At 68.0% G+C, this 11,134-nt stretch carries 19 protein-coding genes; 1 reads left to right on the top strand and 18 read right to left on the bottom strand.

Going from position 1 to position 11,134, the window contains the following annotated elements; translation table 11 throughout:
• Positions 1 to 82: 82 nt before the first annotated feature.
• From ACLJQ7_RS33320 to ACLJQ7_RS33250, 15 genes are all read right to left on the bottom strand, one after another.
• A complete protein-coding gene (locus ACLJQ7_RS33320) occupies positions 83 to 628 on the bottom strand; it encodes a hypothetical protein (RefSeq protein ID WP_410652125.1) in 546 nt (181 codons plus the stop codon).
• Between the two features lie 15 nt (positions 629 to 643).
• Entirely contained in the window at positions 644 to 1,108 is a 465-nt protein-coding gene (locus tag ACLJQ7_RS33315; protein ID WP_410652124.1) for a phage tail tube protein, read from the bottom strand.
• 6 nt (positions 1,109 to 1,114) lie between these two features.
• Positions 1,115 to 1,555, bottom strand: a complete 441-nt coding sequence (locus ACLJQ7_RS33310) for a hypothetical protein (RefSeq protein ID WP_410652123.1) — start codon at positions 1,553 to 1,555, stop codon at positions 1,115 to 1,117.
• A 36-nt stretch (positions 1,556 to 1,591) separates the two neighbouring features.
• Positions 1,592 to 1,933: a hypothetical protein gene (locus tag ACLJQ7_RS33305; protein ID WP_410652122.1), complete on the bottom strand. Its 342-nt coding sequence runs from the start codon at positions 1,931 to 1,933 to the stop codon at positions 1,592 to 1,594.
• On the bottom strand, positions 1,930 to 2,256 hold the full coding sequence (locus ACLJQ7_RS33300; RefSeq protein WP_410652121.1) for a hypothetical protein: 327 nt from the start codon (positions 2,254 to 2,256) through the stop codon (positions 1,930 to 1,932). The genes ACLJQ7_RS33305 and ACLJQ7_RS33300 overlap by 4 nt, the downstream gene beginning before the upstream one ends.
• Positions 2,250 to 2,699, bottom strand: a complete 450-nt coding sequence (locus ACLJQ7_RS33295) for a hypothetical protein (protein WP_410652120.1) — start codon at positions 2,697 to 2,699, stop codon at positions 2,250 to 2,252. The genes ACLJQ7_RS33300 and ACLJQ7_RS33295 overlap by 7 nt, the downstream gene beginning before the upstream one ends.
• A gap of 64 nt (positions 2,700 to 2,763) precedes the next feature.
• The gene (locus tag ACLJQ7_RS33290; protein ID WP_410652119.1) at positions 2,764 to 2,994 is read right to left on the bottom strand and encodes a hypothetical protein; all 231 of its coding nucleotides are present in this window, start codon (positions 2,992 to 2,994) and stop codon (positions 2,764 to 2,766) included.
• Positions 2,994 to 3,776 (bottom strand): M15 family metallopeptidase, encoded by a 783-nt coding sequence (locus ACLJQ7_RS33285; RefSeq protein WP_410652118.1) that lies wholly within the window; start codon positions 3,774 to 3,776, stop codon positions 2,994 to 2,996. Before ACLJQ7_RS33285 ends, ACLJQ7_RS33290 begins: the two co-directional genes overlap by 1 nt.
• 24 nt (positions 3,777 to 3,800) lie before the next feature.
• On the bottom strand, positions 3,801 to 4,094 hold the full coding sequence (locus ACLJQ7_RS33280; RefSeq protein WP_410652117.1) for a hypothetical protein: 294 nt from the start codon (positions 4,092 to 4,094) through the stop codon (positions 3,801 to 3,803).
• Between the two features lie 4 nt (positions 4,095 to 4,098).
• Entirely contained in the window at positions 4,099 to 4,377 is a 279-nt protein-coding gene (locus tag ACLJQ7_RS33275) for a hypothetical protein (protein WP_410652116.1), read from the bottom strand.
• A gap of 86 nt (positions 4,378 to 4,463) precedes the next feature.
• Positions 4,464 to 4,655 carry a hypothetical protein gene (locus ACLJQ7_RS33270; RefSeq protein ID WP_410652115.1) on the bottom strand — a complete coding sequence of 64 codons (192 nt, stop codon included), beginning with the start codon at positions 4,653 to 4,655 and terminating at the stop codon, positions 4,464 to 4,466.
• A 17-nt stretch (positions 4,656 to 4,672) separates the two neighbouring features.
• Positions 4,673 to 5,527: a hypothetical protein gene (locus ACLJQ7_RS33265; protein ID WP_410652114.1), complete on the bottom strand. Its 855-nt coding sequence runs from the start codon at positions 5,525 to 5,527 to the stop codon at positions 4,673 to 4,675.
• Positions 5,528 to 5,667: 140 nt separating this feature from the next.
• Positions 5,668 to 6,411 carry a hypothetical protein gene (locus ACLJQ7_RS33260; RefSeq protein WP_410652113.1) on the bottom strand — a complete coding sequence of 248 codons (744 nt, stop codon included), beginning with the start codon at positions 6,409 to 6,411 and terminating at the stop codon, positions 5,668 to 5,670.
• A gap of 83 nt (positions 6,412 to 6,494) precedes the next feature.
• Positions 6,495 to 6,848: a hypothetical protein gene (locus ACLJQ7_RS33255; RefSeq protein ID WP_410652112.1), complete on the bottom strand. Its 354-nt coding sequence runs from the start codon at positions 6,846 to 6,848 to the stop codon at positions 6,495 to 6,497.
• Positions 6,849 to 6,909: 61 nt separating this feature from the next.
• Entirely contained in the window at positions 6,910 to 7,140 is a 231-nt protein-coding gene (locus ACLJQ7_RS33250; protein WP_410652111.1) for a hypothetical protein, read from the bottom strand.
• A 45-nt stretch (positions 7,141 to 7,185) separates the two neighbouring features.
• On the opposite strand from ACLJQ7_RS33250, the gene ACLJQ7_RS33245 reads away from it, so the two are divergent.
• Positions 7,186 to 7,410 carry a hypothetical protein gene (locus ACLJQ7_RS33245; protein ID WP_410652110.1) on the top strand — a complete coding sequence of 75 codons (225 nt, stop codon included), beginning with the start codon at positions 7,186 to 7,188 and terminating at the stop codon, positions 7,408 to 7,410.
• Positions 7,411 to 7,444: 34 nt separating this feature from the next.
• Here the strand turns inward: ACLJQ7_RS33245 and ACLJQ7_RS33240 are convergent, their stop codons facing one another.
• From ACLJQ7_RS33240 to ACLJQ7_RS33230, 3 genes are read right to left on the bottom strand one after another with little or no spacing between them, the layout of a single operon-like run.
• Entirely contained in the window at positions 7,445 to 7,627 is a 183-nt protein-coding gene (locus ACLJQ7_RS33240; RefSeq protein WP_410652109.1) for an Rmf/CrpP fold protein, read from the bottom strand.
• The gene (locus ACLJQ7_RS33235) at positions 7,624 to 9,486 is read right to left on the bottom strand and encodes a phage minor capsid protein (protein ID WP_410652108.1); all 1,863 of its coding nucleotides are present in this window, start codon (positions 9,484 to 9,486) and stop codon (positions 7,624 to 7,626) included. Before ACLJQ7_RS33235 ends, ACLJQ7_RS33240 begins: the two co-directional genes overlap by 4 nt.
• Positions 9,483 to 11,036, bottom strand: a complete 1,554-nt coding sequence (locus ACLJQ7_RS33230) for a hypothetical protein (RefSeq protein ID WP_410652107.1) — start codon at positions 11,034 to 11,036, stop codon at positions 9,483 to 9,485. Before ACLJQ7_RS33230 ends, ACLJQ7_RS33235 begins: the two co-directional genes overlap by 4 nt.
• Positions 11,037 to 11,134: the final 98 nt, after the last annotated feature.

The raw sequence follows: 11,134 nt of genomic DNA, 5'->3' as shown, positions 1-11,134 counted from the left end.
GAACAGAACCAGCGCCACGACCGTCCATTCAGGATCTCGGGCGCCGAGAGGTCGACTCCATACTCGCGGTGGAAGTCGCTCTCTATGAGCGTCCAGCGCTCGAAGTAGTCGCTCCACGTGAGCGCTGGCCCTTGCGCTTGCGACGCTTCTTCTTCGTCGATCCACTCCGGGATGTCGTCGGCGGACTCGACGACCCCGAAGCGTCGGCCGGGGGGCGGCTGTCATCGTCCTCCATCTGGCCACGTGTCCACACGCGAAGCGCGTTCTCGGTGCCGTACATATGCCAGGCGACGAGCGTCGTTCCGACGTGCAGCACGGTAGGGAACGGGACCTTGTCCGCGATCAGCTTCTCGCGCATCTCGTCGCCGAGCACGTCGAGATAGAGGCCCTGCTCGTCGAACGCCTTCAGGTCCTCGTTGAACGCGTCCGACGGCTGATAGGTGGCGCCGGACGCGCGAGCCGCGAGGATGCGGGAGCTTTCCTCGCGAAGCTTCTGGATTTCCAGGGCACGACCGATGGGCAGCAGCGAGGCACGAAAGACGTATTCGCGGCCGCCGATCGGCAGGGTGAGGGTGTCGTCTTCGGTGGTGTCCTCGATGAAACGGTCGAGGTCGGGGAAGGTGGCCATGAGGTCCGGGGTTCCTTACGGGGTGTAGACGAACGGGGACAGCAGACCGGAGCCGACGAGGTCGCAGTTGAACGGCTCCATGTTCTTGACTTCGCCGCCGGCGCCCTTCCAGTTCGACGTGGCGAGACCGGAATAGCCCTTGTTGTTGTCGGTGCGGTAGAGGCGGATCTCGGCTTTCGCCTCGGGCCCGGTGAGCAAACCCTTGGCCTTGAGGAACGCTTGTCCAGGGTCGTCGACCTGCGCGTTGACCGGGCCGGTGAAGCCGTCGAATCCCTCGATGGACAGCGACCACTTGCGGAAGGTGGTGTCGTTGTCCTCCCAGCCCTCGCTGTCGAAATCGGTCGTGTCGACCTCGTTCGAGTCGACGACGAGGCCGAGCTTGGTCAGGCCCTTGACCTTCGCCCAGTTCGGGACTTCGGTGGTGCCGGTGTTGACCTCGATGGTCCACTTGCGACTGAGCCGCTTGAAAATGCTGGCCATGCGGGTTTACCTCCTGATCGGTGTTTCGAGTTGGAACGAGACCGACCAGCGGGGACGGCCTAGACTGTCCGGGCCCAGCGGGACCGGAGCGGATGAGTTCGCGTTGCACGTCAACACGTCGACCTCGTCTACAGTGGACGTCGCCCAGCGGGTGTTGTCGGTGCCGTCGAGCGCGCGCCGGAGCTGGTCGACCATCTCGGCGCCCGGCCGAGCGAGCGGCGACACGTCGGCCGCCGTGCGGTAGACGGCCTGAACCTCGGGCGTTTCGTAGTCGATCGTCGGCTCGCTGCGCGGGAAGGACGGCAGGGTGTGGACTGCCCAGCACGCGTTGGGCTTGTCTGGCATTCCGCCGCCGTCGCCGAGCACGATCGGTGCCCCGGTACCGACACCGTCATAGGTGCCGAGACCGAGAGCGGCGATATGCCGGGCGAGGGCAGCAGCGATCACCCCGTGACCATCGGCCCGGGGTGTCACCTGCGGCGGCTACTCCATCGCCGCTTTCACCGCGGCCGCGATGTGCGCCTGATACCGCTCGGCGTTCTCGCGCATCGGATCCCCGAGATACCCGGCCTTCCGGCCGTCCTGGTGGGTCCAATCCCGGTTTTCGTGCTGTGCCGCCGCGTACGGGGTGTCGTACGAGACACCGCCGACCCAGCCCTCGGACCGTTCCTCGCTGGACACCTTCGCCGAGCGGGACAGGTCGCCTTGGTCGTACGGCACCTCGTCCTGCGAAAGGCTCTTGAGGTCTTCCATCGCCTCGCGCCCGCCCTCGGCGAAAGCCGCCATGATCCGCGCCTCGACGGCGTCAAGCCCGTCGAGGCTCACGAGACGTACACCTCGTGGTGCATCACCGTGCCGTCGAACCACGCCGCGGTGTCGACCTTCTCGACCCTGCGCCAGTCCGGACCCGCGCCGGCCCTCGCGAGCCGGTCGCCGACGTGCGGATCCGCGGCGGCTTCGAGGTAGATCACCCCGGACAGCGTGACGACGCGTCCCTCGGCGTTCTGGATCTGGCTGGTTGTGTGCTCCCACCGACCGAACCGCGGCACCGGCTCGGCGAACTGCTCGCCGTCGCCTCCATCCTCGAGTTTTTTTCGGTGGACGATCGGGTCAGGTGTGGGGATGAGGGATCCGAGCAGGCTCACCATGTGCGGGCGCTCCCTCCGATGAGGCCGGCGGACTGGAGCGCGTCGATAGCGTCGATCGGGACGCGGGTTGCTCGCTCGCCGATAGCGGCGCCAGTGGCGCCCGCGCTGCTCGTGCCGGTGCTCGCGCTGAGCGTCTTCGTGGAGATGGTCCCGCCGGCGGCGAGGATGGGCGCCAGGCCGCCGAGGCTGTCCTCGACGGCCTCGGCCTTGCGCCGTGCCTTGATGGTCTCAGCGACGGCGGCGATCATCTCGGTACGGACCTCGGCGTCGAACGCTCTGCCGGTCTCGCTGTCGACGGTCGGCCATCGGATGATGACGCGTTCGAGTGCGCGTACGGCCTTGGTGATGTACTGGCCGAGGACGTCGTCGGTCATGTCCGCGGGGATCCCGCTTCCCGGGTAGGCGCGGACTTCGGCGGGCGTGGCCCAGATGAGGGAGGTCATGTCAGGTTCCGATCGTGCCGCGAACGGTTCGTCTCGGCCACGAATCAGGCAGCGGCATGACGCTCTACTCCTTGGACGCGACAGGCGAGACGCGGCGACGGGCCAGGACCGTCGAAACGACCGACCCGAGCAGGCCGACGAACGAGACGACGACGTTGATTGTGGCGTCGGGGATGATGAACCACCCAGCGGCGATGATCGCGACGAGGACCCCGCGCACCGCCTCGGCGACGGCGAGCGGCTCGGCCTGAACGATCGACAGCCGGTCGACGGGACCGTTGTGCTGGCCGGTCATTACACGCACCACGCCGCGAACGGAGCGGTCGCGTCGTAGAAGAACGTGACACCACGCACACCTTCCGGAATGCCGAACGGCCCGGGGCGGTCAGCGTCGAAGTTGACCGCGTGCTCACCGAGATAGCGGGCACCGGTCCCGGGCGGTGTGTCGCCGATGTAGTACAGGCGCCCGGTGACCTTGGCGCTCTTGCCGCCGATCAGGCAGTAGAACGAGCGCAGTCCGTTCGTCGGGATCGATATCTGACCTTTGCCTGCGGCTCCCTGAGCCATGAAGTCCTCCGAATTGGTAGTGGGTTTGGTCGGCGTGGCGCCGCCACCGCCGGATGTGTTGAGCTTGTGCAACACAACGGCACACCGGGATTCAGGTGCGTTGATCTCGAAATGCATCGAATCCTTGCGGCCGGTGTAGTCGCCGCCCCACCTGACACAGCCCTCGGTGCGCGCGACGATCGCGCGAATGCCCGCGATCTCGGACGCCGAGAAGTTCGCGGTCGGCTGCGTGCCGAGCGGGTGCGACGTCGCGTTGAGGTCGATCGCCGTTCCAGACGCATGGTTGGACAGCTCGACGCCGCCGCGGATCGGCCGCTCGGCGTATCCCCAGTCGTCAAGGATGCCCTGCTCGATGTCCTCGATGAGCTTGTCGAACTGCGCGGCGACCCACAGCAGCAGATCCCCAGACGGTCCATTTCGGACGGTCAGTTTCCGGGTGGTGCCGGGGACCAGACGACTCGAAACGAGACGCCGATCGTTGGCGGTGTAGCCGTTCTGAGAGGTGGCCATGCCCGCAAGACTGCGGGCGCCGTGTCACCCCGTCGGCTTGTCCGTCGCGAGACCGAGTTCGGGCGGCGGCTCCGGCGCCGCTATCCCGCGGTCGGCGAGCGTCGCCCGCAACTGCCAGATGTACATGCGCGCGGCGAGCTGCCAACCCTGCAATACGTTGACCTGGCTGTCGAGCGTCTTCATGTGTGCGGCCATCTGCTCGACATCGGCAGCGGCCCGCTTACTCCGGGACGCTGCGACCGTCGCGATGCCACCGAACACGGCCGCGGTGAGCGTGCCGAGCCCGGACAGAACCGCGAGCACGGTATCGGGGCCCATGCGGTCACCCGCCGAATTCTTCGTCGACGACACCACCGTGACCGCGCTGCCTGTTCACGGCGTCCGGGTCCGGCTTGTTGTCGTTCGTTGCGTCGTCCGGCCGCTCGGCGTCGTCGTCCTCTTCGGGCGTCTCTCCGGTCTGCTCGGGTTCGACGCTGCCGGGCGCCTGTACCTCGACGTACCCGAGGCGCACGTAAACGGCCTCCAACTCCGAACCCGCGTCGGCGTGGTTCGGGTGCCCGTCCTCGTGCTGTGCGTACCACGGCATAGGGAAGTCCTCCATCGGAAAGTGTAGGTGAGACCCGGGCCGCGCCACCTTCCCCGGCGCATCCGACCACCACAGCGGACCTCGCGGCCCGGGTCTCGGTCTTACTTCGCGGCCTCGGCGCCCGTGGCGCCGGCCGCGGCCTGTCCGCCCTCGGTGGGCTTGACCGGCGGGCGAGCCTTCTGGAACAGCGGTTCGCCGTCGCTGTTCTGCTGCTTGAATAGGTACTTAGCCTGGTCTTCGTCGACCTCCCACAGGAGGCCGGACTCCAGGTTCTTGACCCACACTTCGGCCATGATCGGTTGTCCTCCGGTCAGCTCTTGGAAACGGTGGCGACGGCCATAGCCTTGGGCTCCAGGACCTTCGCGCCGTAGACGTTCAGGCCCTTGACCGCCTCGGCGAACCGCCGCTCGGGCTCGTAGGCCTTGGTTTCGGTGATCTGCATCGCGAAGGAACGCGCCCACGGAGTCGACGCCTGGATCTTGTATCGCGCGCCCGCCGTGTTCGGGACGTTGTTCGACTTCAGCAGCCGGAAGCCGGCCGCCTCGCCGACTTCGCCGTTCCGAAGGACCTCGTCGGTACGGGTCGTGCCGGCCTTGACGAACCGGTCGTCCTTCTGGATCAGGCCGTGGAACCACGGGGGGATGATCGCGGAACGCTGCACGGAAGGGATGTTCGCCTCGTCGAGTTTGGTCCCGAGGTCGACGAGCAGTTCGTACGCCATGTCGGGCGTGCTGAGCACGATGGGCGTTGTGTCGTCGCCGATGGTGTTACCCGCGGCAACCTGCACGTACATGGCGGCGATGTACCGGTCGATGACCTCGCGCATGGTGTACGCGCTGCGTTCCATCGCGCGGCCCATGAGCTTCGGGTTGACCTGTGCGGCGTCGACGTCGTCGATCTGGAAGTTGAAGTACTTCGCCTGGTCGATGACGAGCAGCCGCTCGACGTCGGTCAAGGTCTCGGGCGGGTTGATGTCCGTGTTCCGGGTGTAGTCGGACACGGTGATTTCGCCGATGTCGTGAACCTTGACGGTGTCGCCCTGGTTCTTGATCTCGCCCTCGTGGTCCCGGTTGACGATGCCGTCCTGCCCGTAGACCAGTGCCTTTTCCAGGTACTTGAGGAACTGCGCGGACCAAATCTGCGGGATGAACTTGGTAACGGCCACGTTCGGTTCTCCTCTCCGCGTGGCTGTGCTGCCTTGCCCGCGGAGTACGGGCGGCTACCTCCGTCCCGGTGGCGTGGCCGGGCTTGTTCTCGCCAGTGCTGAGAGGTTCGCCGGGCGGTGTCACCCGCCCGGCGTCGGCGTCAGGAGATGCGGCCTTCGGCGGCCGCGGCCGCGAGTTCGTCGGCCTTCGAGGCGAGTTCGGCGGGCGACATTTTTTCGAGGTCGGCCCTGGTGTAGGTGGGCTTCGCGTTCCCGGCGGTGCCCGGGGTGAGGTTCGGCCCGGACGCGGCGGCCACAGTGGACACCTTCCACTCCGGGAATTCGGCGGCCTTCGCGTCGACGACGGCCTTGATGGCGCTCTTGACCGCGGCGGCGTCGTTCTGGTCGACGTCCTTCAACACCCCGGAAAGGTTAGCCAGCCCGATGAACGTCGCGATCCGCTCGGGCTTGATACCTGCGGCCGTCGCGAGCGCTTCGGCGGTGGCCGTATTCGCAGTGTTCCGCGCGCTGGTGAGGATGTCCTCGGCGCGCTTGAGGACGTCCTCGGGTTTGACCGTCCCGTCCCCGTCGGCCGGCGCGCCACCGAAGACGGTCGCGAGCTTCGCGCCGAGCGACTTTTCGAGGCCACTCATGCGCTTGTGAATGATGGCGTCCACATCGGCCTGCGTGAATCGCTTGTCCGCGTTCGCCGGCGGGCCGGGTTTCGGCGGGGCGGTCTGCTGCCCGCCGTCCTGCTGCTGTCCGGCGACGGGTGCGTTCGGTGCGGGCGGCTGAGCGGTGCTCGTCTGCTGCCTACTGCCGCTGGTCTGGGTGGTAGCCGGGTCGGTGGTCGTGCCGGTCTGGCCGCCGTCGGCGGCGCCGGTTCCGTTGTTGGGGAAGGTCATGCGGAGAGGGTCATCCCGCCGTGTCACCGCATGAAGCGGCCCCGCCCGCTGGATTGCGGGCGGGGCCTTGTGTTGGGTGGGGGTCAGGACGGAACGCGGAGCACTGCCGCGGTCATCTGCGTGCCGCTGTCCCAGTTCAAATACACGGAACCGTCGGCCTGCCGATAGGCGTCCGGGAACGGGCCGGCGACGTGGGTTTTACCCGCGGGCACGGTGATGACGCGACCGGGGACAGTGAGGCCGTCGGGCGCGCTGGCCGGGTTGACCGGAATCGTGCACGTGTGCGGCGCGGCGTCGGCGTTCTTGATGACGAGCAGTTCGCGGCCGGTCGTCGCGAAGCTGTTTCCGTTCGGCGAGGCCGCGGGATCGACGACACCGAAGACGAGTTCGGCGCCGGTGCGATTGACGCTTTGCGGGGTGAGCGCGGTACGAGGCATGGCGGGTCTGTCCTCCTAGGACGGTGAGGTAGCTACCGGTGCCGAGAGTCGCGCCCGGCTGTCACTCGGTCAGCGCGGCCCGCACGATGCAGTCCTTCGCCTCCAACACCTTCCGGAGACCCGCGGTCTTCTCCGGGCCGTCCGGGAGGTCGGCGGCGATCTGCTCGGCCAATTCGCCGAACGGGCGCGACACCTCCCTCAAGTCGGGGCGCAGGTGCTCGAAGCGGAAGTGCTTGAGTATGGCCTCGGTGGCAGGGTGACGCGGCGGGATGCCTTCGGTGAGATTCGACATACGGCCACCGTGCGGCCCTGCTGTCACCCTGCGGGGGTAGGGGTCGTGGGCGGGTACGTCGGGGTGGGCGTCACGGCCGTCGGCGTCGTCGTGCTGGGCCCGGGTCTCGTCGGCTTCGTTGACGTTTCGCCGGGCTGGGTCACGCGGGTGACGTCGACGTGGCACGACTGCGTCGCCGGGCTGCACTCGACACCGCCGACGACCTTGCACGCCGAGAGCGCGAGAACGAGCGCGGCGGACGCACCGAACAGCGCGAAAATGCGCTTGTAAAAGGGATCCATGCCGCCACTGTGCGCGCGGGCTGTCACTCGCTGAGCTGTACCGGGTTCCCCTCGGCGTAGCCCCTGCGCCACATCTTCGCCTGCACACGCTCGGCGACGTCATCGCTCGTCGGGTCGTGCGGGCAGGTCGTCGAGCGGTCGCCGCGTTCGGCCGCGGCTTTGCCTGCGCGGAGCGCGGCGAGGGAGAGGGACGTGGGTGTGCTCATCGCAACCAGTCCTCCCCGCCCGTGCGGAACCGGGCGTCGCGTGCGGCTTCAGTATCGCCGAGCAGGTCGGCGATATAGGCATCGTACGTGATCCGGCCGTGGTTGTCCCACCACTGTTTGAGTTCGTCCGAGGCGTATTTCCTTGCGCGGGCAGCGTTTCCGGTGAAAAGGCTCAACGGGTCGATGCCCGCGGCCGTGCCTGCCGCGTTAAGCATGTGGCCGCGGGTCTCGTCCTCGGCGGCGAGGTACTGGTCGTACACGACGTCGCGGAACGCGGCGCGCGCGAGTTCGTCGAATCCGCGTCCGGTGTAGCCGCGGGCCCGCAACGACTCGATAGCTCGGTCGCGATGCTGCTGCTCCACCGACCGGCCGTACGCCTCGGCGGCCGCGGATTCCTCATCCCAACCGGCATCTATCAGCCGCTCGAAGTGCTCCCACTGCCGTTGCTCGCGTTCGTCGGCGGCCTGCTGCTTCGCGTCGACGGGCGCCGCGTCGACGGGCGCGGCCTCGCGGCGCTCCATCTCGACGATGGCAGCTTCAAGCGCATCGAAATCGTCGGTCTGCGACACCCGCGTGAGGTAGTCGTCGAGGTCGGCATCGGACAGTGTCGCCAGATCAACAGGTTCCGGGGTGACGCGCTCGACGTGCTCCCGGGCGGCACGCGCTGCCTCGTCGCGCCCGATCTCCATACGCGCCACGGTGGGCACGTCGTCGCGGTTGGGCCGCGGTGGCTGTTCGGGACCGGGGCGCGAGGCGGGCGCACGTCTCGTGCTGGCCGGGATGGGCCCGCGTTCCCGGTCGGTCCGTCGTTTCAGTCCGGACGCCGCGGCGTGCGCCTCGATCGCGGCCGAGTTCTCGCGGACTTCCGCGCGCAGCTTGCGGGCGGTCGGCGTGTCGCCGAGTTCGCGCGCGGCGGCCTCGCGCCGCTTCAATTCTCGAGAATTTCGTTCGAGCGCGCGGAGCTTCTGCGTCTGCTTGTAGCCCTCCGGGTCGGACTTCGCGGGCCGGATACGCGTCAGTCCCGGGATGACGGGGTCGGCGCGGTGGGTGCAGTTCGGATGCCACAGCCCGCCGAGCCGCGCCTCGGCGACCGTCCCGACGACACGGTGGCCGTCGAGGTCCTGCCCCACTGACCTGCCGGTGATGGACAGGAGACGGCCCTCCCACGGGCGGCAGAGCTTGCATTCGCGCGGGCTGTCCGAGATGACCACGACGTCGCTGCCCTCGGCCACCATCTCGTCAAGCTGCCCCTGTACAACGGCCTGCCCGGCGATGGTGCGGCCGGCCATGCGCGCGTAGGCGTCGAGGTGCCAACGGCGTCCGGCCGAGTCGGGAAACCGGTCGTGCCCGCTCACGAGCAGGCGGTCGACGATCTGCGCGACGGCGTCGCGGCGCACCATGGTGCCGGTCTGCATGAGGAGTTCTGTTTCGGTGGTAGCGCGGCGGTACACGTCTTCGTGGGCGCGCACGATCGGCACGTGCGTGCCGTGCAACTGCTCGACGTACCGGCGCGCGAGGGTCTGCACGAGCTCGGGCCGGGACGCGAGCGGGGCAAATCCCTCGAGGTTTTTCCCGGCGCGCTGCCCGATGAGGTAGGCGTCGGCGAGTGCCTGTTCGACGAGCCGCGGTGAGGTGATGTCGAGTCGCGCCATGATCGCGCGCAGTTCGTCGCGGAGCGCGAGGGTTTCCCGCGCTTTCCGCTCGGCCCATCCGTCGGTGGTGATGCCGCGTGCGAGCCGCCGAGCAACGGCGATGATCATGCGCTCGGCGGCGAGATCCCAGACATCGAGCAGGGTCTTAAGAGTGGCGGCGCCCGAGGCCGGGTTCGCGCCGAGTGGCGCGGCGGCTGGGCTGGTCACTGCTCGTCGCCGCTACCGGCGGGGTCGTCGCGTTGCCCAGGCGGCGGGAACGGTTCCCCGCCGTCGAGCGGGTCCGGGGCGGGCGGATTCTCGGCCTTGATCCGTTTGACCTCGTCGTCGACGTCCTTTTGCTCCCACTCGGGGTGCGCCATCTTGACCTTGATCTCGGTCGAGATCGCTTCGGCCTGCGACAGGAGATTGATCGTCTCGGCGTTTTCCTTCGGGTCGGCCTGGTCGGTCGGCCATTCCAGAGCGGGACGCGCGTCGGGCCGCGGACCGTTGAACACTGCGGCGTTGATCAGCATCAGCGTTTCGGCGAACCGGGACGTCCGCGGCTTCCAGTGCTGTCGCTTCCTGCCCTGAGTCGAGGTCGAGCGGCGTTCTCGCCGCGCCATGGCGGTACCCGAGAGCTGACCCTCGACGTGACGGCCGAACGTCTGCGGCGCGTACCCCGCACGCGAAACGATCTCGTCGACGAGCGCATACGCGGTGTCGGCGTGCTCCTGCACCCGCAACGCGAACTGCGCAACCGTGATCGGCGAGAGCTTCCCCGCCTCATCCGCGGGCATGCCCGGCAGGGGAGAGAACGCCTCGGCGTCCAAATCGAACGCGCGCTCGTCGCCGCCTCGGCGGAACCGACCGAACCACGAGGACGGGCCGCCACTGGTCACGGCGACCGGGTCGAGCAGTTCGGACGATACGAGGATTCGGCCCTTGCCGATCCGGATGTCTCGAATCCACGAGTCCCATACCTCATCGAGTGCATCGAGCAGGGTCTCGTTTCCCTGGACGTCGGCGCGGCCATGCGGGAGATGCACGAGCGGTTGAGGTAGATCGTTCGGGACGTACTCGCAGAGGATCCCATCCGGTCGGATTGGGGTGGTGTCGATGACCGACGTTTCGGCGAGTCCGGCCGTGACCGGGTGCTCATTGAGCGGAACAGCGCGGCCGACGTTGCCGGACGAGCCGAGCCATAGCTCGTGCCGGATCTGCCCCGGCTCATGATGTTCGAGCCATCGCAGCGTCAGCGCGGGATCTTCGTTCAGCACGGTCACGAACGTGACGGCCGCCAACTGTCCAAATCGGAACAGCGGGAGCGCGTCGTCGGGGCGGACCATCGTCGCGAGCGGCCGGTCGGCGAGGTTCCGATCCCACATCGGACGGAGGTACACGCCACCCAACGCGGCCGCGGTTTCCGCTCCTTCCAACAGTGCGTTGGTCCAGCCGAGTTCGTCGGTCAACGTCTCCCATGCGCTCGTGACCGTTGTGGCGCTCTTACCCCAGTCGAGCCGCGGCGAGTCGCCGAAGATCAGCTCAGCCGAGGTGCGGGCGATGTCCGCGGCCAACGGCATGTGCAACTGCCGCGGGGTGCCCTTGCCCTGTTTCTCGGCGTGCCGCGCCCAGTACCCGCCCGGCGCGGTACCAGCGGCGGTTGACCGGAGCTTGTGCAGATCACCGGACCACCACGCGGACCACGATTCCCAACGCGCACGCATGATGTCGACGTACGCGGTAGGGGGCGGCCATGTCGTGCCCGGATCGATCAGCATGATCGGAGCGTGCCGACCCGTTGTCACCCCGCCCGTAACGCACCAGATGGCCGAGGCGACATGGACCAGGGGAGACCGTGCACTGAGGAGAGACAGCG

This window comes from Amycolatopsis sp. cmx-4-54 (genome assembly GCF_046548895.1).
In the GTDB taxonomy this organism is placed as follows: domain Bacteria; phylum Actinomycetota; class Actinomycetes; order Mycobacteriales; family Pseudonocardiaceae; genus Amycolatopsis.
Note: the sequence above shows the minus strand (reverse complement) of the source record. Positions and strands in the feature narration are given on the sequence as shown.

What these genes read in the sequence shown, in the direction of transcription:
- ACLJQ7_RS33320 (WP_410652125.1), bottom strand. Translation starts at nt 628, where the DNA reads ATGGCCACCTTCCCCGACCTCGACCGTTTCATCGAGGACACCACCGAA.
- ACLJQ7_RS33315 (WP_410652124.1), bottom strand. Translation starts at nt 1,108, where the DNA reads ATGGCCAGCATTTTCAAGCGGCTCAGTCGCAAGTGGACCATCGAGGTC.
- ACLJQ7_RS33300 (WP_410652121.1), bottom strand. Translation starts at nt 2,256, where the DNA reads ATGGTGAGCCTGCTCGGATCCCTCATCCCCACACCTGACCCGATCGTC.
- ACLJQ7_RS33295 (WP_410652120.1), bottom strand. Translation starts at nt 2,699, where the DNA reads ATGACCTCCCTCATCTGGGCCACGCCCGCCGAAGTCCGCGCCTACCCG.
- ACLJQ7_RS33290 (WP_410652119.1), bottom strand. Translation starts at nt 2,994, where the DNA reads ATGACCGGCCAGCACAACGGTCCCGTCGACCGGCTGTCGATCGTTCAG.
- ACLJQ7_RS33285 (WP_410652118.1), bottom strand. Translation starts at nt 3,776, where the DNA reads ATGGCCACCTCTCAGAACGGCTACACCGCCAACGATCGGCGTCTCGTT.
- ACLJQ7_RS33280 (WP_410652117.1), bottom strand. Translation starts at nt 4,094, where the DNA reads ATGGGCCCCGATACCGTGCTCGCGGTTCTGTCCGGGCTCGGCACGCTC.
- ACLJQ7_RS33275 (WP_410652116.1), bottom strand. Translation starts at nt 4,377, where the DNA reads ATGGAGGACTTCCCTATGCCGTGGTACGCACAGCACGAGGACGGGCAC.
- ACLJQ7_RS33270 (WP_410652115.1), bottom strand. Translation starts at nt 4,655, where the DNA reads ATGGCCGAAGTGTGGGTCAAGAACCTGGAGTCCGGCCTCCTGTGGGAG.
- ACLJQ7_RS33260 (WP_410652113.1), bottom strand. Translation starts at nt 6,411, where the DNA reads ATGACCTTCCCCAACAACGGAACCGGCGCCGCCGACGGCGGCCAGACC.
- ACLJQ7_RS33255 (WP_410652112.1), bottom strand. Translation starts at nt 6,848, where the DNA reads ATGCCTCGTACCGCGCTCACCCCGCAAAGCGTCAATCGCACCGGCGCC.
- ACLJQ7_RS33250 (WP_410652111.1), bottom strand. Translation starts at nt 7,140, where the DNA reads ATGTCGAATCTCACCGAAGGCATCCCGCCGCGTCACCCTGCCACCGAG.
- ACLJQ7_RS33240 (WP_410652109.1), bottom strand. Translation starts at nt 7,627, where the DNA reads ATGAGCACACCCACGTCCCTCTCCCTCGCCGCGCTCCGCGCAGGCAAA.
- ACLJQ7_RS33230 (WP_410652107.1), bottom strand. Translation starts at nt 11,036, where the DNA reads ATGCTGATCGATCCGGGCACGACATGGCCGCCCCCTACCGCGTACGTC.